Origin of the sequence: Brucella sp. TWI559 (assembly GCF_039674265.1) — a bacterium.
Lineage (GTDB): Bacteria > Pseudomonadota > Alphaproteobacteria > Rhizobiales > Rhizobiaceae > Brucella > Brucella chromiisoli.
Genome location: NZ_JBDJNE010000004.1, coordinates 212,198 through 233,536, shown reverse-complemented (window position 1 = coordinate 233,536; position 21,339 = coordinate 212,198). Strand labels below are relative to the sequence as shown.

The window sequence follows — 21,339 nt, the reverse complement described above, 5'->3', positions numbered from 1 at the left end:
AAGCGATGGCAAATATTAAGGTTGACGGCACAGAGATCGAAGTACCCGATCACTATACGCTCCTTCAGGCTGCCGAAGCCGCGGGGGCTGAAGTCCCGCGTTTTTGTTTCCACGAACGGCTTTCCATCGCCGGAAACTGCCGCATGTGCCTTGTTGAAGTGAAGGGTGGACCGCCAAAGCCGGCAGCGTCCTGCGCTATGGGCGTGCGCGATCTGCGTCCTGGCCCGAATGGCGAAGCACCGGAAATTTTCACCAACACGCCTATGGTCAAAAAGGCCCGCGAAGGCGTGATGGAATTCTTGCTCATCAACCATCCGCTCGATTGCCCGATTTGCGATCAGGCAGGTGAGTGCGATCTGCAGGATCAGGCAATGGCGTTTGGTACCGATGGCTCGCGCTATCGCGAAAACAAGCGTGCGGTTGAGAACAAATATATTGGACCGCTTGTCAAGACCGTGATGACGCGCTGCATTCACTGCACGCGCTGCGTCCGCTTCACGACCGAAGTGGCTGGCATTTCTGAACTCGGCCTGATCGGTCGTGGTGAAGATGCTGAAATTACCACCTATCTTGAACGCGCCATGACTTCTGAGCTTCAGGGCAATGTTATTGACCTTTGCCCGGTTGGTGCTCTGACCTCGCGTCCATATGAATTCCAGGCTCGTCCGTGGGAACTCAACAAGACTGAAACCATCGATGTGATGGATGCGGTCGGTTCGAACATCCGCGTTGACACGCGTGGCCGTGAAGTGATGCGCATCATGCCGCGCGTGAATGAAGCGGTGAACGAAGAGTGGATTTCCGACAAGACCCGCTTCATTTGGGATGGTCTGCGCACCCAGCGCCTTGATCGCCCCTATGTTCGCAAGGATGGCCGTCTGGTTGCAGCATCGTGGCCTGAAGCTTTCGCGGCAATCGCTGCAAAGGTTTCGGCAACATCCGCTGACAAGATTGGTGCAGTTGCAGGCGATCTGGCTTCGGTTGAAGAACTCTATGCTCTCAAAAGCCTCATCGCATCGCTCGGCTCGAACAATATCGACAGCCGTCAGGATGGCGCAGCGCTTGATCCAGCTTTGGGTCGTTCAAGCTATCTCTTTAACACAACGATCGAAGGCATTGAAAATGCTGACGCTCTTCTGATCATCGGCTCCAACCCACGTGTTGAAGCTGCTGTTCTGAATGCGCGCATTCGCAAGCGCCAGCGTATGGGCCATTTCCCGATCGCTCTGATCGGCGAACAGGCTGAACTGCGTTACGATTATGAATATCTGGGCGCAGGCGCAGACACACTTTCCGCAGTTGCCTCCGGCAAAAACGCATTCCGTGACGTGCTGGTAAAGGCTGAACGCCCGCTGATCATCATCGGTCAGGGCGCGCTTACCGGCGAAAACGGTGCTGCTGTTCTGGCAGCCGCTGCGAAGCTTGCGCAGGATGTTGGTGCAATCAGCGCTGAGTGGAACGGCTTCTCTGTTCTTCATACTGCCGCTTCGCGCGTTGGTGCTCTTGATCTCGGTATTGTTCCGGGTGAGGGCGGCAAGGCAGCAACTGATATGCTCGGCAATCTTGATGTTGTGTTCCTGCTTGGTGCAGACGAACTCGACATGACGGCTAAGGGCTCGAGCTTCATCGTTTATATTGGTACACATGGGGATGCCGGTGCACATGCTGCTGACGTTATCCTTCCCGGTGCAGCCTATACCGAAAAATCGGGTACATGGCTCAACACCGAAGGCCGCGTGCAGCTTGGCAATCGTGCAGGTTTTGCTCCGGGCGAAGCCAAGGAAGACTGGGCAATTCTGCGCGCTCTTTCCGACACGCTCGGCAAGCGTCTGCCATTTGACAGCCTCGCACAGCTTCGCGCCAAGCTCTATGCAGACTTCCCGCATATGATGGCAATCGACACGATTGCTCCTGCGAACGCAGACGACCTGTCGGCACTTGCAGCAAAAGCAACTACCCTTTCTGGCGGCGCTGCTTTTGTTTCGCCGATCAAGGATTTCTATCTGACGAACCCAATCGCGCGCGCTTCCGCCGTCATGGCCGAGTGCTCGGCGCTTGCGGCCGGCAGCTTCCAACAGGCAGCTGAGTAAGCGAGAGAGAGACGGAATAATGGACGGAATTTTTGCAGCTTACGTCTTGCCCGCGCTGATTATAGCGCTGAAGTCGGTCGTTCTGCTTGTCGTATTGCTGATCGTCGTGGCTTACCTGCTTTATGCAGACCGTAAGATCTGGGCAGCTGTACAGCTTCGCCGTGGTCCAAACGTTGTTGGTCCATGGGGTCTGTTTCAGGCTTTCGCCGATCTTTTGAAGTTCGTCTTCAAGGAACCGATCATTCCTTCGGGCGCAAACAAGGGTGTGTTTCTTCTTGCACCGTTTGTTTCTGCGGTTCTGGCAATGGCAACCTGGGCGGTCATCCCGGTCAATGAAGGCTGGGCGATTGCTAACATCAATGTCGGCATTCTCTATATCTTCGCCATTTCTTCGCTTGAAGTTTATGGTGTGATCATGGGCGGCTGGGCCTCCAACTCGAAGTACCCTTTTTTGGGCGCGCTTCGTTCGGCAGCTCAGATGGTCTCTTATGAAGTGTCGATCGGTTTCGTAATTGTTACTGTTCTTCTGACGGCTGGCTCGCTTAACCTGACGGATATCGTGCTGTCGCAGAATACGGGTCTGGGTACGTCGCTCGGTCTGCCTGCTTCGTTCCTGGACTGGAACTGGCTGGTCCTGTTCCCGATGTTCGTGATCTTCTTTATTTCAGCGCTTGCTGAAACGAACCGCCCGCCATTCGATCTTGTCGAAGCTGAATCCGAACTCGTGGCCGGTCACATGATCGAATATTCGTCCACGCCGTTCCTTCTGTTCTTCCTGGGCGAGTATGTGGCAATCACGCTGATGTGCGCCCTGATGACCACACTCTTCCTCGGTGGCTGGTTGCCTCCGGTTGACGTATGGTTCCTCAACTGGGTTCCGGGCATCATCTGGTTCATGCTCAAGCTCTGCTTCTGCTTCTTCATGTTCGCCATGGTGAAGGCTTTCGTACCGCGTTACCGCTACGACCAGCTGATGCGTCTGGGCTGGAAAGTGTTCCTGCCGATTTCGCTGGCAATGGTTGTGCTGACCGCGACCGTCATCAAAGTCTTCGGTCTGGTGTAAGGAGAAAGACAAATGGCTTCATTCGCACAGGCCGCGAAATCCCTCCTTCTCAAGGAGTTCGTCGGTGCTTTCTTCCTCTCCATGCGTCAGTTCTTTGCGCCGAAGGCAACACTGAACTACCCGCATGAAAAAGGTCCTGTTTCGCCGCGTTTTCGCGGCGAGCATGCGCTGCGCCGTTATCCCAACGGCGAAGAACGCTGCATTGCCTGCAAGCTCTGCGAAGCGATCTGCCCGGCGCAGGCAATCACCATTGAAGCGGGTCCGCGCCGCAATGACGGCACGCGCCGCACAGTGCGTTACGACATCGACATGGTGAAGTGTATCTATTGCGGCTTCTGTCAGGAAGCTTGTCCGGTGGATGCAATCGTTGAAGGTCCGAACTTCGAGTTTGCGACCGAAACCCGCGAAGAGCTTTACTATGACAAGGACAAGCTCCTTGCCAACGGCGATCGCTGGGAACGCGAAATTGCGCGCAACATTGCGATGGATGCGCCATATCGCTGATTGGTTTTGCTGAAACCGTTGTTTCAGCATCCGGTTTGGAAAGCGGCAACAGGAAGGGGCGGCCCGTCTTGTTGCTGGAATTTAAGTTTCGCGATTATTCGCGGCAAACAAAGACTAAAGCGGATGAAGCAATAGGGCTTTGTCCACGGAAAGGTGTTGGGGGATCCCCATGCTGACAGGTATTGCGGCAGCGTTCTTCTATCTGTTCGCCTTTATCATGATCGCAAGTGCGTTCATGGTGATTGCGGCACGCAACCCCGTGCATTCGGTGCTGTTTCTGATCCTCGCTTTCTTCAATGCGGCGGCGCTGTTCCTGCTGACGGGGGCCGAGTTCCTCGCCATGATCCTGCTCGTCGTTTATGTCGGTGCTGTGGCGGTTCTCTTCCTCTTCGTCGTCATGATGCTGGATGTTGACTTCTCCGAATTGAAGCGCGGCGCACTGCAATATGCGCCGGTTGGCGCTCTGGTCGGTCTCATTTTGCTGGGCGAGCTGATTGTTGTATTTGCGGGTTCGGTGTTCTCACCAAAGCTGGGTCAGGGCGCTGTGCCGATCCCGGATATTGCTGAACGCACCAACACAGCAGCCCTCGGTGACATTCTTTACACCGACTACGTTTTCAACTTCCAGATTGCAGGATTGGTCCTTCTCGTCGCCATGATCGGTGCGATCGTTCTGACGCTGCGGCATAAGCCGAATGTTAAGCGCCAGTCGATCCCGGATCAGGTTGCTCGTACGCCTGAGACGGCGATCGAGATCAAGAAGGTCGAACCGGGCAAGGGCATCTGAGGAAAAGAATATGGAAATCGGTATTGCTCATTATCTGACCGTTTCGGCCATCCTGTTCACCCTTGGCGTTTTCGGTATTTTCTTAAACCGCAAGAACGTCATCGTTATCCTGATGTCTGTCGAATTGATCCTTCTTTCGGTCAATCTCAACTTCGTGGCGTTTTCATCTGTACTAGGCGATATGGTCGGACAGGTTTTCGCGCTTTTCGTTCTGACTGTTGCGGCTGCTGAAGCAGCTATCGGTCTGGCAATCCTCGTTGTTTTCTTCCGTAATCGCGGTTCTATCGCGGTGGAAGACGTCAATGTTATGAAAGGTTGACGGGCAAATGCTCTATAACGCGATCGTCTTCCTTCCGCTTATTGGCTTTCTTGTTGCTGGTCTCTTCGGCAACAAGATTGGTGCCAAAGCGAGTGAATACATTACTTCCGGCCTGATGGTGATCGTTGCGATCCTGTCTTGGGTCGTCTTTTTCAAGATCCCGCTCGGCGTCGATGCCGAAACGGTGCGTATCCCGGTTCTTCATTGGGTTACATCCGGTTCGTTGTCTTTTGACTGGGCTTTGCGTATTGATACGCTGACCGGTGTCATGCTCGTCGTGGTCAATTCGGTGTCAGCACTGGTGCATATCTATTCGATCGGATACATGCACCACGATCCACATCGTCCGCGCTTTTTTGCCTATCTGTCGCTTTTCACCTTTGCCATGCTCATGCTGGTAACGTCGGACAACCTGATCCAGATGTTCTTCGGCTGGGAAGGTGTGGGTCTTGCATCTTACCTTCTCATCGGTTTCTGGTTCCAGAAGCCTTCGGCAAATGCCGCTGCAATGAAGGCATTCGTGGTCAACCGCGTTGGTGACTTTGGCTTCCTTCTGGGTATCTTTGGACTGTTTGCGCTGTTCCAGTCTGTCGATTACAACACAATTTTCGCGGCTGCTGCGAACTATCTGCCAGCTGAAGGTTCAGCGGATGCTGGTGCTGTTGTTCTGAATTTCCTCGGCTATGAACTGCACAAGGAAACAGCACTCACCGTTGTCTGCCTGCTGCTTTTCATGGGCGCGATGGGTAAGTCGGCGCAGTTCCTGCTGCACACCTGGCTTCCTGACGCGATGGAAGGCCCGACACCTGTTTCCGCACTTATTCATGCGGCAACCATGGTGACCGCGGGCGTGTTCCTGGTTGCGCGTATGTCGCCAATCTTTGAACTCTCGCACACGGCTCTTCTGATCATCACGATCATCGGTGCAACGACGGCATTCTTTGCCGCAACCGTTGCGCTTGTGCAGAACGACATCAAGCGCGTTATCGCTTACTCGACCTGTTCGCAGCTTGGTTACATGTTTGCGGCTCTGGGTGTCGGCGCTTACGGTGCAGCTGTCTTCCACCTTTTTACGCACGCTTTCTTCAAAGCGCTTCTGTTCCTTTGCGCAGGCTCGGTTATCCATGCCGTTTCTGACGAACAGGATATGCGTCGCATGGGTGGTCTGCGTAAGCTGATCCCGGTCACTTACTGGATGATGATGATCGGTACTGTTGCAATTACGGGTCTGGGTGTTCCGGGCACGATTATCGGTACGGCTGGCTTCTTCTCGAAAGACGCCATCATCGAGTCGGTCTTTGCATCGCACAGCCTTGCTTCGGGTTATGCCTTCACGCTTCTGGTGGTTGCAGCTCTGTTCACGAGCTTCTATTCATGGCGTCTGATTTTCATGACCTTCTTTGGCAAGCCACGCGCTTCCGCTGAAGTCATGCATCATGTGCATGAATCCCCACCTGTCATGCTTGTGCCACTGATGATCCTTGCTGTTGGCGCGCTGTTTGCCGGTGTCGTTTTCAAGGAATATTTCTTCGGCCACGATTATGCCGAGTTCTGGAAGGGTGCGCTCTTCACACTGCCAGGCAACGAAATCCTGGAACATTATCATCATGTTCCGCTGTGGGTTAAGCTGTCGCCGTTCATCGCTATGCTGATCGGTTTGGTAACGGCATGGGTCTTCTATATCCGTGCGCCACACATTCCGAAGGCACTCGCAGAGCGTCACCGCGGTCTGTACCAGTTCCTTCTCAATAAGTGGTACTTCGACGAACTTTATGACTTCATTTTTGTCCGTCCTGCACGTTGGCTTGGCCGCTTCTTCTGGAAGGTTGGCGACGGCAAGATTATTGACGGGTATGGTCCTAATGGTGTCGCTGCACGTGTCCTTGATGTTACAGGTCGCGTTGTGAAGATGCAGTCGGGTTACCTTTATCACTACGCATTCGCGATGCTTATCGGCGTCGCCGCGCTCGTCACCTGGATGATGCTCGGGAGCTCTTTCTGATGACCGATTGGCCAATTCTTTCTACGGTCACATTCCTGCCGCTCGTCGGCGCCTTGTTGATCCTTCTCATCAAGGATGACAGCGAAGCCTCGCGTCGCAACATCAAGAATGTTGCGCTGCTAACCACGGTTTTCGTTTTCATTCTCTCTCTGGTTATCTGGGCCGGATTTGATAATTCAAATCCGGGCTTCCAGATGGTCGAACAGGTTGACTGGCTTGGTGGTGGCATTTCCTACCACATGGGCGTCGACGGTATTTCGATGCTGTTTGTCGTGCTGTCAGCTTTCCTTATGCCGTTCTGCGTGCTGGCAAGCTGGTTTGCGATCGAAAAGCGTGTCAAGGAATACATGATCGCGTTTCTTATTCTGGAAACGCTCATGATCGGCGTGTTCTGCGCGCTGGATCTGTTCCTTTTCTATGTATTCTTTGAAGCAAGCCTTATCCCGATGTTCATCATCATTGGTGTCTGGGGTGGCAAGCGCCGCGTTTATGCAAGCTTCAAGTTCTTCCTCTATACGCTGCTCGGCTCCGTGTTGATGCTGATCGCGATCATGGCAATGTACTGGCAGGCCGGTACACTCAATGTGGTCGAATTGCTGAAGTACGATTTTCCGGCAGGCATGCAGACGTGGTTATGGCTGGCATTCTTCGCGTCTTTCGCAGTGAAGATGCCAATGTGGCCGGTTCACACCTGGTTGCCGGATGCGCACGTTGAAGCGCCGACAGCAGGTTCGGTTATTCTGGCGGGTATTCTTCTGAAGCTTGGTGGCTACGGCTTCCTGCGCTTCTCGTTGCCGATGTTCCCGCTGGCATCCGCTGATTTCGCTCCGTTCATTTTTGCCCTGTCTGCGATTGCGATCATCTACACCTCGCTCGTCGCCTTGGTACAGGAAGACATCAAGAAACTGATCGCATATTCGTCGGTTGCGCACATGGGCTATGTCACCATGGGTATCTTTGCAGCCAACGAGCAGGGCGTGCAGGGTGCAATCTTCCAGATGCTCTCGCATGGCATCGTCGCGAGCGCGCTCTTCCTTTGCGTGGGCGTAATCTATGATCGCATGCATACCCGTGAAATTTCGGCTTTTGGCGGTCTCGTCAACAATATGCCGAAATATGCCGTGGCCTTCCTCATCCTGACGATGGCGAATGTCGGTCTTCCGGGTACGTCTGGCTTTATCGGTGAATTTCTCACGCTGTTCGGTGTCTTCCGCGTCAATACGTGGGTAGCACTGTTCGCAACATCGGGTGTGATCCTGTCGGCAGCCTATGCGCTGTGGCTCTATCGCAACGTGGTGTTTGGTGCGCTGACAAAGGAAAGCCTCAAGGGCCTTCTCGACCTCAGCCCGCGTGAAAAGCTGATCCTGTATCCGCTTGTGATCCTTACCATTTTCTTCGGTGTGTATCCGGTGCCGGTCTTCGATGTGACCGCAAGCGCTGTGCATGCACTGGTTACCAATTATGACGCAGCGCTGGCAAATGCCGCTAGCGCTACGCTGGCGCAGTAAGTAAAGGCGTAGGCTTGATGCAAACCGACCTGATTGCTTCCCTGTCTCTCGCAGCTCCCGAGGTTCTCCTCGCGCTGAGCGGACTGGCATTGCTCATGATCGGCGTGTTCTCCGGAGAGCGCGCCTCCACTCTCGTCAATGGGCTTGCTGTTGCCGTTCTGATTGCAGCACTCGCTCTTGTCGTTATCTTCCCGCACAATGGCAGCGCCTTTGGCGGTGCCTTTGTGAGTGATGCTTTCGCACGTTTCATGAAGGTGCTGACACTGATCGGCTCCATCGTGGCGCTGATCATGTCTGTTGGCTTTGCGCGTGAAGACAAGTTCGATAAGTTCGAATTCCCGGTTCTGATCGTGCTGGCAACACTCGGCATGCTCATCATGGTGTCGGCATCGAACATGCTCACACTCTATATGGGCCTCGAATTGCAGTCTTTGGCACTTTATGTGCTGGCAGCCTTCAACCGTGATAGCGTTCGTTCGACTGAAGCGGGCCTCAAGTACTTCGTGCTTGGTGCACTTTCGTCGGGCATGTTGCTCTATGGTATCAGCCTTGTTTACGGTTACACCGGTCATATCGGTTTTGCCGAAATCGCAAACGCAATCACCGGCGGCGAACGTCAGCTTGGTCTGGTCTTCGGTCTGGTGTTTATCCTTGCAGGTCTCTGCTTCAAGATTTCCGCCGTTCCATTCCATATGTGGACGCCGGATGTTTATGAAGGTTCACCGACACCCGTAACCGCATTCTTTGCCGCTGCTCCAAAAATGGCAGCAATGGCGCTGATCGTTCGCGTTGCTGAAGGCGCTTTCGCTCCTGTTACCCATGACTGGCAGCAGATCATTACCTTCGTTGCAATCGCTTCGATGGTGCTGGGCGCTTTTGCTGCAATCGGTCAGCGCAACATCAAGCGCCTGATGGCTTATTCCTCGATCAGCCACATGGGCTATGCCCTTGTTGGTCTGGCTGCGGGTACCGTTGTCGGCGTGCGTGGCGTCGCACTTTACATGGCGATTTATCTCGTCATGACGCTCGGCAGCTTTGCCTTCATCCTGTCCATGCGGACAAAGGACGGCAATGTTGAACAGATTGACGATCTCGCAGGTCTGTCGCGCAGCAATCCGCTTATGGCCTTTATCATGACGATCATGCTGTTCTCGCTTGCAGGTATTCCGCCGCTCGCTGGCTTCTTCGGTAAGTGGTACACCTTTGTTGCAGCCGTTGAAGTGGGCCTCTATCCGCTGGCGATCATCGGTATTGTCGCTTCGGTTGTTGGTGCGTTCTACTATCTGCGCATGATCAAGATCATGTGGTTCGATGAGCCGGTGACGACTTTCGTTCCGGCAGCAATTGAGCTGCGTCTCGTGCTGCTTGTTTCAGGTGCATTTGTTCTCTTCTATGCACTGATTGGCGGCTGGCTTGGCGGTCTTGCTGAAACTGCAGCAAAGACTTTCTTCTGAGCATGACTATCAATAAGGCCGCAGGTGATGGCAATGGTTTCACGCTGGCACCTGCGGCTTTAGCAGACAACTATCGGCTGGAGTTTTTTCCCGTCGTTGGTTCAACCAATGCAGAGGCGCTTGATCGGGCAACTGCCGGCGATGCCGGGCGCCTCTGGTTCGTGTCTCCGAAACAGGAAAGCGGACGAGGGCGCCGGGGCCGTACATGGACTGCTCCCGAAGGCAATCTTGCAGCAACGCTTCTTCTCGTCGATCGCTTTGATCCGAAAATTGCAGCCACGCTTGGCTTTGTTGCAGGACTTGCGCTTGCTGATGCCGTTGATGCGGTTTTGCCGGAAGCTGTGGCTTCGCGCGTGACTGTTGCGCTCAAATGGCCCAATGACGTGCTGGTTGATGGCGCAAAACTCTCCGGTATTCTCCTTGAATCGACGCTGCTTTCTCACGGTCGTTTTGGTCTTGCGGTGGGCATGGGCACAAATGTTGTCGCCTCTCCGCAAGGCTTGCCTTACCCCGCGACATCCTTGCGTGAACTTGGCAGTCAGGTCGATGCAGCGACATTGTTTTTGGCACTTTCGGATGCATGGTGTCATTATCATTCAATATGGAATGCTGGGCGAGGGCTGAATGAAATCCGTCTGCGCTGGCTCAAGCGCGCGCATGGGCTGGGCCAGCCCGTTATGATGCAGTTGAATGGCCGTATTGTTGAAGGTGTTTTTGAAACCATCGATTCGGACTGCCGCCTTGTTATCCGCGAAGATGACGGTACACGTGTGCCGGTAACTGCCGGGGACGTCTATTTTGGAACGGCAGCCTCTGTTAAACCCGTTTCCTGATTGAATAATTGTGCACAATTGAACGCTGTGCGGGTTGTTCCGGGCTTGCAAACTATCGGCAGGCGGTTCAACAGGGGCATAATAAATTCTAAGTAAAGAACAGGGAGGCATTATGCCCCGCTCACTATCGACGCAATTTGTCTTCCTGCCGCTTGGCGGTGTCGGCGAAATCGGCATGAACCTTGCCATGTATGGCTTTGGTCCTGAGGACAAACGCGAATGGATCGTGGTCGACATGGGCGTAAGCTTTGCTGGCCCGGAGCATCCGGGCGCGGATCTGATCCTGCCAGACATTCGCTTTCTCGAAGCTGAGAAGCATAATCTGCGCGGCATTATCATTACCCATGCGCATGAAGACCATTATGGCGCCTTGCTTGATCTTTGGCCGCGTCTGAAGGCGCCTGTTTATGCCACGCCGTTTACGGCAGGCTTGCTGGAAGCCAAGCGTCAGTCGGAATCTGGTGCACCGGAAATTCCGGTCAACATATTCAAAGCGGGTGAGACCTTTGAGGTTGGTTCCTTCAAGATAGAAGCGATTGCGGTTACGCACTCGATTCCAGAGCCTGTTTCGCTCGCCATCACCACACCGCTTGGTACAGTCATTCACACGGGCGACTGGAAGATGGACCCTGATCCATCCATGGGACCGTTGATTGACGAAGCACGTTTCCGTGCAATCGGCGATCAGGGCGTTTTGGCGTTGATCTGCGATTCCACCAATGCGATGCGCGATGGTGAATCACCGTCTGAGCGACAGGTCGGTGAAAGCTTGCGCGAGCTTATTGAAGGCGCGCGTGGTCGCGTGGCGATTACAACGTTCTCATCCAACGTTGGCCGTATCCGCTCCATAACAGAAGCAGCGCGCGATGCTGGTCGTCAGGTGCTGGTGGTCGGTCGTTCGATGAAGCGCACAATCGCGGTTGCGACCGAGCTTGGCTATATGGAAGGCTTGCCGGAGTTCCTCAGCGAAGATGATTACGGCTATATCCCGCGCGAAAATGTCGTAATGATCCTGACGGGCAGCCAGGGAGAGCCACGTGCAGCGCTGGCCAAGCTTGCGCGTGATGAAATGCGCAGCATCGCGTTGTCGGCAGGCGACACGGTTATTTTCTCATCGCGCCCGATTCCGGGCAATGAAAAGGCTATTCTCGACATCAAGAACAAGCTCATTGATCAGGGCATTAAGCTGATCAGTGATGATGATGCGCTTGTGCATGTTTCCGGCCACCCGCGCCGCAGTGAGCTAAGGCGCATGTATTCTTGGGTGCGTCCGAAGATTCTCGTGCCCGTTCATGGCGAGGCAGCGCATCTTGTCGCGCAAGGGTCGCTCGGTGCTATGGAGGGCATTGAAGAGATTGCACAAGTGCGCGATGGCGACATGTTGCGCCTGGCACCAGGCAAAGCAGAAATCATCGATGAAGCACCTGTTGGCCGTATCTATAAGGACGGCAAGCTGATCGGCGACGAAGACGAAATCGGCATGGTTGAGCGGCGCAAGCTCGCTTATGTCGGCCATGTCGCTGTTTCTGTGCTGCTCGACCGTGATTTCAAGATCATGGATGAGCCCGATCTGGTTGCCTTTGGCCTGCCTGAAGAAGACAGGCAGGGCGATTTGATCGAAGATATTCTGCTTGATGCGGCAATCGAAGCGATCGACAGCATTCCACGGGCGCGCCGCAAGGATCTTGAAGTGGTCCGTGAATCGGTTCGCCGTGCGGTTCGTGCTGCGACAAATGAAGCATGGGGCAAAAAGCCGGTGGTGACAGTCTTCATCAACCGGATAAAGTAGCTCTGTTTTCGGAGGAGGAAGATAGATGCTCAAACGCCTGAACCATGTCGCAATCGTGGTTCCAGATATAAAGTCCGCCTCTGCGCTTTACACAGGACAGCTTGGTGCGAACGTGACCGCGCCGCAAGCTTTGCCTGAGCACGGGGTGACGGTGGTCTTTATTGATGTGGGGAACACCAAGATCGAATTGCTGGAACCGTTGGGAGAGGGATCGCCCATTGCGAGTTTTCTGGAAAAGAACCCTTCGGGCGGAATGCATCATCTTTGCTATGAAGTTGACGATATTTTAGCCGCACGCGATCATCTCAAGGCGCAAGGGGCACGCATTCTCGGTAATGGTGAGCCAAAGATTGGCGCCCATGGCAAGCCGGTGCTGTTTTTGCATCCCAAAGACTTCAATAGCACTTTGATCGAGCTTGAAGAGGCATGAGATGACGATTGTTTCCGGTATCGCGATGTATTTTATCTTCTGGTGGATAACACTATTTGCGCTCTTACCGGTTGGATTGCGCACGCAGGCGGAAGAAAATGACGTGACATTGGGAACGGTCGCGAGCGCGCCAGCCAAACCACGCATCGGACTTGCATTTCTGCGTACCACGTTTGTCGCCACCGCGATCTTCTGCATCTATTATTACCTGACGCAGGTTCAGGGCTTCAGCCTTGATGATATTCCGCATTTTTTTCCCGATCTGAAGTAAAATCGGACATTCTGTTTCTCGATAAATGAAGCGCTGCAAGACATAGTGCCTATTTTTTAGGCGCTATTTTTTGAGGCGGCATTTTTGTCGCTCGCGTCAAGATCATGCGTTGAATCTAAAATGTATCAATCCGTTATAACGGCTTGAAAAGAAAGAAATTTAGTGCCTTTCCAGCGAAAGCGCGTAACGGCTTCGCGCAAGACAATGCGTGATAAAAATTGAGACAGCATTTCCAATGATCCACTCAAAACAGCAAATGCTCTGAGCTTTGGAAAGCTTGCCTGTGACGCTGCGCTTTGCATTAAAAAACTGAAAAATATCAAAGGCTTATTTTGCCTGGTGAGAGCTTTTTCTCTTGAAGGCACGGCAAAGCCAAAAAAAAAGCAAGGCTTTCGCCTTGCTAGTCGAATACGCGTTCGATCCGTTTCCGTATTACAGGCGGCTGCGAATTAACGCGCCTGGATCCATCCTCCCAAGACTTTGACCGCGTGAAACAACGGTTAGCTCCGTTGTTATGCTTATTGATGAAAAAAATAGCGGACTGCATAGCTTTTGTCACCAAAAATCTTTTGTGATGTCATATTTCCTTCGCAATTTTGCCGCCTCTCGTGTGCGATATGCATAATACATTGAAATTTAAAATGAATCTCGGCGCCTTTCTTAAATGATCTTTTTCGTCATTCTGGCGGTGATGGCTGTGGATGGGAAAAAACCTTCTGATCAAAGCACGGGGAGGCGGGTTTTCAATAGCGGTATAACCCGTTATGAAGCCAGCAAGTTTGCTTAATTTTTGCCTGATTCTACACACAGTCGGTTGCTATTCAGGCAATCTCTCTCTTGATCGGTGGTCACGATGCGTCTGTCGCAGTATTTTTTGCCCATTCTGAAGGAAAACCCAAAAGAGGCAGAAATTGTCTCTCACAGGTTGATGTTGCGTGCGGGCATGATCCGTCAGCAGTCGGCAGGCATTTATTCATGGCTCCCGCTTGGCCTGAAAGTGCTCAACAAGGTCTGCAACATCATTCGTGAAGAGCAGAACCGTGCAGGTGCCAACGAAATTCTGATGCCGACGATCCAGTCCGCCGATCTTTGGCGCGAAAGCGGTCGTTACGATGCATATGGCAAGGAAATGCTGCGCATTCAGGACCGGCAGGAGCGCGAAATGCTCTTTGGTCCGACCAATGAAGAAATGGTCACGGATATTTTCCGTTCTTATGTGCGCTCCTACAAGGATCTGCCGCTGAACCTCTATCACATCCAGTGGAAGTTCCGCGATGAGGTGCGTCCGCGTTTTGGCGTGATGCGCTCGCGTGAGTTTCTTATGAAAGACGCCTATTCGTTCGACCTCGATTACGAGGGCGCGAAAATGGCTTATTACCGCATGTTCGTGTCGTACCTGCGTACATTTGCGCGTGTTGGTCTTCAGGCGATCCCAATGCGTGCCGATACCGGCCCGATTGGCGGCGATCTCAGCCACGAATTCATCATTCTCGCTGAAACCGGCGAAAGCCAGGTTTATTGCGATAAGGCATATCTTGAACTGGCTGTTCCGGGCGCAGATACGGATTTCCGTAACGATGAGCAACTGACCGATATCGTCAAGCGCTGGACAACGCCTTATGCAGCAACCGACGAGATGCACGACGAGGCTGAATGGGCAGCTGTAAAAGCTGATGATCAGGTTTCAGCGCGCGGTATTGAAGTCGGCCACATCTTCCATTTCGGCACGAAGTATTCTGAGCCGATGGGCGCAAAAGTGCAGGGGCCTGATGGCAAGGAACACGCTGTATCGATGGGGTCTTACGGCATTGGTCCTTCGCGTCTGGTTGCAGCGGCAATCGAAGCTTTCCACGACGAAGCTGGTATCATCTGGCCCAAGGCAATTGCGCCTTTCGGTGTTGGCATTGTCAACATGAAGCCCGGTGATGAGGCTTGCGATGGCGTGAGCGAAAAGCTCTATACTGCCTTCACCAATGCCGGTCTTGATCCACTGCTTGACGACACGGATAATCGTGCGGGATCGAAGTTTGCAACGATGGATCTGATTGGTCTGCCTTATCAGGTGATTGTTGGTCCGCGTGGCGTTGCTGCCGGTGAAGTTGAAGTCAAGGATCGCAAGACTGGTGAGCGTCAAAACCTCACCATTGAGGCAGCAATCAACCTTTTGACGGCATAACCATGAGCAATGCGGCGGCAGCAAAATATGACGGCAAGCAGAAGGTGCCTAACAAGGCGCCTTCTTCAGGTCCTTTCTCCGCTTATGAGCGGATGATCGCATGGCGCTATTTGCGAGCGCGCCGCCGCGAGACGTTTATTTCGGTCATTGCCGGTTTCTCTTTCACGGGCATCATGCTCGGTGTTGCAACACTCATTATCGTCATGGCGGTGATGAACGGTTTTCGCGCCGAGCTGCTCAATCGAATTCTCGGTATTAATGGCCATCTCATCATGCAGCCGATAGATCGGCCGCTGGATGACTATGCGAGCCTGATTACACGTATAGACGGTATTTCCGGCGTAAAATTTGCCATTCCGGTGATTGAAGGTCAGGCTTTGGTGCAGGGCAATATTGGCGCAGGCACCGGTGCTCTGGTTCGGGGGCTTCGTGAAGAAGACCTCGACAAGCTCAAGCTTGTTTCGGACAATATCAAACAAGGCACCCTGAAAGGCTTTGATCAAAGCGGAGGCGTGGCCATTGGCACGCGTATGGCTGAAAATCTTGGTCTTTCTGTCGGTGATACGCTCCGCGTTATCTCACCCGATGGTGATGTGACACCGTTTGGCGTCAATCCGCGCGTTAAAGCCTATCCTATCGTTGCAATCTTCGAAATTGGCATGTCGGAATATGACGCGTCGATTGTCATGATGCCGCTTTCAGAAGCCCAGCTTTTCTTTAATCAGGAAGGCAAAGTGCAGTCGCTTGAAATCTTTGTCGATAATCCTGACAAGGTGGATGCGATGCGCGCACCGGTCGAGGAAGTTGCGGCTCGTCAGATTTCCATGGTCGATTGGCGCCAGCGCAACCAGACCTTCTTCTCGGCTTTGCAGGTCGAGCGCAATGTCATGTTCATGATCCTGACGCTGATCGTGCTCGTCGCAGCCCTTAATATCATTTCCGGCCTGATCATGCTGGTGAAGGATAAGGGCCGTGACATCGCGATCCTTCGAACCATGGGCGCCACACGTGGGGCTATCATGCGAATATTCCTTATGACAGGCGCAGCCATTGGTGTCACGGGTACGTTTGCAGGCGTGGTTTTAGGCGTGGTTGTGTGCCTCAACGTCGAACGTCTGCGCGAGTTTTTCTCTTGGCTTTCCGGCACGACCCTGTTTAATCCAGAGCTCTATTTCCTGAGCACGCTTCCGGCCAAGATGGATGTCGGCGAAACGGTTTCCGTCATAGCTATGGCTCTGATCCTTTCCTTTATTGCCACCATTTTTCCGGCCTGGCGCGCTGCTAAACTCGATCCGGTCGAAGCATTGAGGTACGAATAATGGCGGCTGAAGTTATTCTGCGTCTGGAAAATGTCAGCCGCGCCTATAAGGAAGCTGATCGCGAACTGGTCATCCTGAAAGATGCGAGTTTTACACTGCATCGTGGCGAGATGGTTGCACTGGTTGCCCCGTCTGGTGCTGGTAAATCGACATTGCTGCATACGGCCGGTTTGCTGGAGCGCCCGGATGCGGGTGATGTTTTTCTCGATGGCCGCTCCTGCAGTGCCCTTTCAGAGGATGAGCGCACAGCCGTTCGCCGCAACGATGTTGGCTTTGTTTATCAGTTCCATCATCTTCTGCCGGAGTTCACGGCACTTGAAAACGTGATGATGCCACAGATGATCCGTGGCCTGCCACAAAAGGCAGCGTCCGTTCGCGCGCAGCAGCTGCTCGACTATATGAAGATCGGCAAACGTGCTTCGCATCGCCCATCGGAGCTGTCGGGCGGCGAGCAGCAGCGCGTTGCCATTGCGCGCGCAGTTGCCAATGCACCTCTGGTATTGCTGGCCGATGAGCCAACCGGCAATCTTGACCCGACAACATCCTCTTATGTTTTTGGTGCGCTGGAAGCACTGGTGCGGCAGTCGGGACTGGCTGCGATGATTGCGACGCATAATCACGAGCTGGCGCGTCGGATGGATCGTCGTGTGACGTTGAAAGACGGCAAAGTCGTCGATCTTTGAGAGCGCTTTGACGTCGCTCTAAGCTTTTCGTTCAATCGCCCTATAGAGCGCCGGTGGCCATGCCGCCGGCGTTTGCATGTTTATTTTTCATAAACCTTAAATACACGCGATCACTTACATGGGTGTTGACTTTGGAACAGAAATGGAACAAACAATAAACATACGTGAACAAAGAGGAGTTATTCCAATGACCGATCTCGTCTACGACGTTTTGTCTTTCGTCTCCATCAGCCTTTTCGTTGCGACCTTCGCCATATGGGTGAGTGCAATCTGAAAGCGCAAAGCGGGTTCTTCTGTGAACCTCGCTGATAGTAACGGCGCTCACTCTGGACATCGTTACCGTATTCCCCGAAAGTGTGACGATGGGCGATAAGAGTCGCCCGTTACCCTGTGCAAATCTCATATCGTGAGCAGCACTCGGATGGCGCTGAAAACATGATTTCGCTATCATGGTGTTGCCGCGCAGTCAGCTCTGCAAAGATCGGGGAATGAATATGAATGATACAGCAAGCATGCGCGCGGGCGAGGATATGACGTCACCTCGTTTCGTTCATCTGCGAGTGCATTCTGCTTATTCCTTGCTTGAAGGCGCCTTGCCTGTTGGCAAGATCATCAAACAGGCGATTGCCGATCAGGCACCGGCCATCGCGATAACTGACACCAACAATCTGTTTGGTGCTTTGGAGTTCGCCCAGAAGGCATCTAAGGATGGTTTGCAGCCGATCATCGGTTGCCAGCTCGATGTTGCATTCGGCGATCACAATGATAACAGTCGCAGTGCCAATCGCCGTCTGGTTCTCGACTTGGCACCCTTGGTTTTCCTCGCTTCGACCGAGGAAGGTTATGCGAATATTGTCCGGCTCGTCAGCCGTGCATTTCTCGACACGCCTTCGGGCGACCCTGTGCATGTCGATGCTGGGTGGCTGGCTGGCCTGTCAGAAGATGTGATTGTTCTCTCCGGTGGCCCTCTTGGACCAATCGGACGCGCTTTTGCCGCTGATCGCCCGGATCGTGCAGAAAGCCGTTTGGCTTTTCTGAAAGAAGCATTCGGTGACCGGCTTTATGTCGAGTTGCAGCGGCAGGCAGGTTATGATCGTGCGCTTGAGGCGAAGACCGTTGAACTTGCTTATGCAATGGAATTGCCACTCGTTGCGACCAATGAAGCTTTCTTCCTTAAGGCAGAGGATTTTGAAGCGCATGATGCGCTGCTCGCCATCGCCGAAGGACAAATTATTTCAAATGATGATCGCCGTCGTCTGACGCCGGACCACCACTTGAAAAGCCGCGCAGAAATGGCGGCACTGTTCGCGGACTTGCCGGAAGCGCTCGAAAACACGATTGAAATTGCGGAACGTTGCAGCTGGTTCACCCAGACACGAGCGCCAATCCTGCCGCGTTTCACGGGTGAATCCGACGATCCCGAAGCCGCAGTTCAGGCGGAGGCCGAAGAACTGGCGCGACAGGCGCGCGAAGGTTTGAAGATGCGGCTGGAAACAGCCGGGCTTGCTGAAGGGTATACGCAAGAACAATATGCCGAGCGTCTCGATTATGAGATCGGCATTATCACGCGTATGAAGTTCCCCGGCTACTTCCTCATTGTTGCGGACTTTATCAAATGGGCCAAGCAGCAGGGGATCCCTGTTGGCCCCGGTCGTGGTTCGGGTGCGGGCTCTCTCGTCGCTTATGCATTGACGATTACTGATGTTGATCCGTTGCGCTTTTCGCTGCTGTTTGAGCGCTTCCTCAATCCTGACCGCGTATCGATGCCAGACTTCGATATCGATTTCTGTCAGGATCGGCGCGAAGAAGTCATTCGCTATGTGCAGGGAAAGTACGGTCGCGATCAGGTCGCACAGATCATAACTTTCGGAACACTTCAGGCGCGCGCTGTGTTGCGTGATGTGGGTCGCGTTCTCGAAATGCCTTACGGGCAGGTCGACCGTCTCTGCAAGCTTGTGCCGCAGAATCCGGCCAATCCGGTGTCTCTGGCGCAGGCCATTGAAACAGAACCCAAGATTAATGAGGAACGTGAGAAAGAGCCGGTTGTCGGCCGTCTTCTCGATATGGCGCTCAAGCTTGAAGGGCTTTATCGCCACGCCTCGACGCACGCAGCCGGTATCGTTATCGGTGATCGCCCATTGTCTGAACTGGTGCCGATGTATCGCGATCCGCGCTCGGATATGCCGGTCACACAGTTTAATATGAAATGGGTCGAACAGGCCGGTCTGGTCAAGTTCGACTTTCTTGGTCTGAAAACGCTTACGGTTCTTGAGACGGCAGTGAAGCTTGTTGCGCGTAAAGGCATTGAGATTGACCTGTCGCGCTTGCCCTTGGATGACCAACTGACTTATGAAATGCTTTCGCGTGGCGAAACGGTCGGCGTGTTTCAGGTGGAAAGTGCCGGAATGCGAAAGGCGCTGCTCGGCATGCGCCCGGACCGCATTGAGGATATTATTGCGCTCGTGGCGCTTTATCGTCCGGGGCCGATGGAAAACATTCCGACCTATAACGCGCGCAAGAACGGTGAGGAGGAGATTGCCTCCATCCACCCAAAGATTGATGACCTGATCAAAGAAACGCAGGGCGTTATCGTTTATCAGGAACAGGTGATGCAGATCGCGCAGGTTCTTTCGGGCTACTCGCTCGGTGAAGCTGATCTTTTGCGCCGCGCCATGGGTAAGAAAATCCGCGAAGAAATGGACAAGCAGCGCGTCCGCTTCGTGGACGGTGCCATTGAAGGCGGTGTCGACAAGGCGCAGGCGAATATGATTTTCGACCTGTTGGCCAAGTTCGCCGACTATGGCTTCAACAAGTCGCACGCGGCTGCTTATGCGATTGTATCTTATCAGACCGCCTACATGAAGGCGCATTATCCGGTCGAGTTTCTCGCCGCTTCAATGACATATGATATGTCGAACGCCGATAAGCTGAATGATTTCCGCCGCGATGCAAATCGTCTGGGGATCGATGTGGTGACGCCATCGGTCATGACGTCTTTTCGTCCCTTCGAAGTTGGCGAGAAGAAGATCTTCTACTCGCTTGCCGCAATCAAAGGTGTTGGTGAAGCCGCCGTTGATCATATCGTCAGTGTACGGGCCGAAAAGCCGTTTGAAAGCCTTGAAGATTTCTTTGAGCGGATTGATCCGAAAATTGTCAATCGCCGTGTGACGGAAAGCCTGATCAATGCAGGCGCTCTCGATTGTTTCGGTCGCGACCGTGCGGCGATGAGTGCTGGCATGGACCGCATCATGGGGTTTGCCCAACGCACACAGGAAAATGCGGCCAGCGGTCAATCGGATATTTTCGGTCTTTCCGGCGCGCCCAAGGAAACCCTGATCCTTCCGCAGGCAGCCCCTTGGTTGCCTTCGGAAAAGCTGCATCGCGAGTTTCAGGCGGTTGGCTTTTATCTTTCTGCGCACCCGCTTGACGAATACCGTCAGGTGCTTGATCGCATGCGTGTACAGAGCTGGGCTGATTTCTCGGCAGCAGTCAAGCGCGGCGCAAATGCCGGGCGTCTGGCGGGTACGGTGACGACACGGCAGGAGCGCAAGACCCGCACAGGCAATAAGATGGGCATTGTGCAGTTGTCCGATGCCACTGGCCAGTTTGAAGCGGTCCTTTTCTCGGAAGGTCTTGCGCAATATCGTGATCTTCTGGAAAGCGGTAAGTCTGTCGTTATTACGGTTGCCGCAGAAAATCGCCCGGAGGGTATCGGGCTTCGCATCCAGACCGTGCAATCGCTGGAGGATCGGGCTTGCGCAATGCAAAAGGCATTGCGGCTTTATCTACGCTCGGCTGAAGCAGTGAAAAGTATCGTTCCGCATTTTAACACGCGCGGCGATGGACAGGTAAGCCTGATCGTAATCAAGGAAGAGGGGCAGCGTGAAGTGGAGATCGAACTTCCACACCGCTATCGCGTCAGTCCACAGATTGCGAGTGCCATGAAAGCTATTCCGGGCGTTGTTGACGTCGAGCTGGTCTAGAGCATTTCCAGCAAAAGTGCGAAGCGGTTTTGCGTGGGATAATGCGTGACAACAAACAGAGCATTTCCAGCAAAAGTGCGAAGCGGTTTTGCGTGGGATAATGCGTAAAAAATATAGAGCATTTCCAG

General features: G+C 53.5%; 16 protein-coding genes. All 16 read left to right on the top strand.

Going from position 1 to position 21,339, the window contains the following annotated elements; translation table 11 throughout:
* Positions 1-5: 5 nt before the first annotated feature.
* The 16 genes from nuoG to dnaE all read left to right on the top strand — a co-directional run bounded on the left by nuoG (position 6) and on the right by dnaE (position 21,211).
* Entirely contained in the window at positions 6-2,090 is a 2,085-nt protein-coding gene (gene nuoG / locus ABE530_RS08230; protein WP_499694206.1) for an NADH-quinone oxidoreductase subunit NuoG, read from the top strand.
* Positions 2,091-2,109: 19 nt separating this feature from the next.
* On the top strand, positions 2,110-3,153 hold the full coding sequence (gene nuoH / locus ABE530_RS08225) for an NADH-quinone oxidoreductase subunit NuoH (RefSeq protein ID WP_265983548.1): 1,044 nt from the start codon (positions 2,110-2,112) through the stop codon (positions 3,151-3,153).
* A gap of 12 nt (positions 3,154-3,165) precedes the next feature.
* On the top strand, positions 3,166-3,657 hold the full coding sequence (gene nuoI / locus ABE530_RS08220; RefSeq protein ID WP_007874549.1) for an NADH-quinone oxidoreductase subunit NuoI: 492 nt from the start codon (positions 3,166-3,168) through the stop codon (positions 3,655-3,657).
* A 169-nt stretch (positions 3,658-3,826) separates the two neighbouring features.
* The gene (locus tag ABE530_RS08215) at positions 3,827-4,444 is read left to right on the top strand and encodes an NADH-quinone oxidoreductase subunit J (protein ID WP_265983549.1); all 618 of its coding nucleotides are present in this window, start codon (positions 3,827-3,829) and stop codon (positions 4,442-4,444) included.
* Positions 4,445-4,454: 10 nt separating this feature from the next.
* On the top strand, positions 4,455-4,763 hold the full coding sequence (gene nuoK / locus ABE530_RS08210; protein ID WP_140905091.1) for an NADH-quinone oxidoreductase subunit NuoK: 309 nt from the start codon (positions 4,455-4,457) through the stop codon (positions 4,761-4,763).
* A 7-nt stretch (positions 4,764-4,770) separates the two neighbouring features.
* Positions 4,771-6,765 carry an NADH-quinone oxidoreductase subunit L gene (nuoL, locus tag ABE530_RS08205; protein ID WP_499694205.1) on the top strand — a complete coding sequence of 665 codons (1,995 nt, stop codon included), beginning with the start codon at positions 4,771-4,773 and terminating at the stop codon, positions 6,763-6,765.
* Positions 6,765-8,273 carry an NADH-quinone oxidoreductase subunit M gene (locus ABE530_RS08200; protein WP_265983553.1) on the top strand — a complete coding sequence of 503 codons (1,509 nt, stop codon included), beginning with the start codon at positions 6,765-6,767 and terminating at the stop codon, positions 8,271-8,273. The genes nuoL and ABE530_RS08200 overlap by 1 nt, the downstream gene beginning before the upstream one ends.
* A gap of 17 nt (positions 8,274-8,290) precedes the next feature.
* Positions 8,291-9,727 carry an NADH-quinone oxidoreductase subunit NuoN gene (gene nuoN / locus ABE530_RS08195; RefSeq protein WP_265983554.1) on the top strand — a complete coding sequence of 479 codons (1,437 nt, stop codon included), beginning with the start codon at positions 8,291-8,293 and terminating at the stop codon, positions 9,725-9,727.
* A gap of 2 nt (positions 9,728-9,729) precedes the next feature.
* Positions 9,730-10,560 carry a biotin--[acetyl-CoA-carboxylase] ligase gene (locus tag ABE530_RS08190; RefSeq protein ID WP_499694204.1) on the top strand — a complete coding sequence of 277 codons (831 nt, stop codon included), beginning with the start codon at positions 9,730-9,732 and terminating at the stop codon, positions 10,558-10,560.
* A 112-nt stretch (positions 10,561-10,672) separates the two neighbouring features.
* Positions 10,673-12,349: a ribonuclease J gene (locus ABE530_RS08185; RefSeq protein WP_499694203.1), complete on the top strand. Its 1,677-nt coding sequence runs from the start codon at positions 10,673-10,675 to the stop codon at positions 12,347-12,349.
* A 25-nt stretch (positions 12,350-12,374) separates the two neighbouring features.
* A complete protein-coding gene (mce, locus tag ABE530_RS08180; RefSeq protein ID WP_499694202.1) occupies positions 12,375-12,779 on the top strand; it encodes a methylmalonyl-CoA epimerase in 405 nt (134 codons plus the stop codon).
* Between the two features lies 1 nt (position 12,780).
* A complete protein-coding gene (locus tag ABE530_RS08175; RefSeq protein ID WP_265983560.1) occupies positions 12,781-13,050 on the top strand; it encodes a DUF1467 family protein in 270 nt (89 codons plus the stop codon).
* Positions 13,051-13,903: 853 nt separating this feature from the next.
* Positions 13,904-15,226 carry a proline--tRNA ligase gene (proS, locus tag ABE530_RS08170; protein WP_265983562.1) on the top strand — a complete coding sequence of 441 codons (1,323 nt, stop codon included), beginning with the start codon at positions 13,904-13,906 and terminating at the stop codon, positions 15,224-15,226.
* A gap of 2 nt (positions 15,227-15,228) precedes the next feature.
* On the top strand, positions 15,229-16,545 hold the full coding sequence (locus ABE530_RS08165; protein WP_499694201.1) for a lipoprotein-releasing ABC transporter permease subunit: 1,317 nt from the start codon (positions 15,229-15,231) through the stop codon (positions 16,543-16,545).
* Positions 16,545-17,228 (top strand): ABC transporter ATP-binding protein, encoded by a 684-nt coding sequence (locus ABE530_RS08160; protein ID WP_265983566.1) that lies wholly within the window; start codon positions 16,545-16,547, stop codon positions 17,226-17,228. Before ABE530_RS08165 ends, ABE530_RS08160 begins: the two co-directional genes overlap by 1 nt.
* Before the next feature lie 494 nt (positions 17,229-17,722).
* Positions 17,723-21,211: a DNA polymerase III subunit alpha gene (gene dnaE, locus ABE530_RS08155; protein ID WP_265983569.1), complete on the top strand. Its 3,489-nt coding sequence runs from the start codon at positions 17,723-17,725 to the stop codon at positions 21,209-21,211.
* Positions 21,212-21,339: the final 128 nt, after the last annotated feature.

Bases quoted from the DNA above. Each gene is read 5' to 3' on its own strand.
- nuoL (WP_499694205.1), top strand. From the start codon at position 4,771: ATGCTCTATAACGCGATCGTCTTCCTTCCGCTTATTGGCTTTCTTGTT.
- ABE530_RS08165 (WP_499694201.1), top strand. From the start codon at position 15,229: ATGAGCAATGCGGCGGCAGCAAAATATGACGGCAAGCAGAAGGTGCCT.
- nuoK (WP_140905091.1), top strand. From the start codon at position 4,455: ATGGAAATCGGTATTGCTCATTATCTGACCGTTTCGGCCATCCTGTTC.
- ABE530_RS08190 (WP_499694204.1), top strand. From the start codon at position 9,730: ATGACTATCAATAAGGCCGCAGGTGATGGCAATGGTTTCACGCTGGCA.
- ABE530_RS08200 (WP_265983553.1), top strand. From the start codon at position 6,765: ATGACCGATTGGCCAATTCTTTCTACGGTCACATTCCTGCCGCTCGTC.
- ABE530_RS08185 (WP_499694203.1), top strand. From the start codon at position 10,673: ATGCCCCGCTCACTATCGACGCAATTTGTCTTCCTGCCGCTTGGCGGT.
- ABE530_RS08160 (WP_265983566.1), top strand. From the start codon at position 16,545: ATGGCGGCTGAAGTTATTCTGCGTCTGGAAAATGTCAGCCGCGCCTAT.
- nuoN (WP_265983554.1), top strand. From the start codon at position 8,291: ATGCAAACCGACCTGATTGCTTCCCTGTCTCTCGCAGCTCCCGAGGTT.
- ABE530_RS08215 (WP_265983549.1), top strand. From the start codon at position 3,827: ATGCTGACAGGTATTGCGGCAGCGTTCTTCTATCTGTTCGCCTTTATC.
- proS (WP_265983562.1), top strand. From the start codon at position 13,904: ATGCGTCTGTCGCAGTATTTTTTGCCCATTCTGAAGGAAAACCCAAAA.
- ABE530_RS08175 (WP_265983560.1), top strand. From the start codon at position 12,781: ATGACGATTGTTTCCGGTATCGCGATGTATTTTATCTTCTGGTGGATA.
- nuoH (WP_265983548.1), top strand. From the start codon at position 2,110: ATGGACGGAATTTTTGCAGCTTACGTCTTGCCCGCGCTGATTATAGCG.
- mce (WP_499694202.1), top strand. From the start codon at position 12,375: ATGCTCAAACGCCTGAACCATGTCGCAATCGTGGTTCCAGATATAAAG.
- nuoG (WP_499694206.1), top strand. From the start codon at position 6: ATGGCAAATATTAAGGTTGACGGCACAGAGATCGAAGTACCCGATCAC.
- nuoI (WP_007874549.1), top strand. From the start codon at position 3,166: ATGGCTTCATTCGCACAGGCCGCGAAATCCCTCCTTCTCAAGGAGTTC.
- dnaE (WP_265983569.1), top strand. From the start codon at position 17,723: ATGAATGATACAGCAAGCATGCGCGCGGGCGAGGATATGACGTCACCT.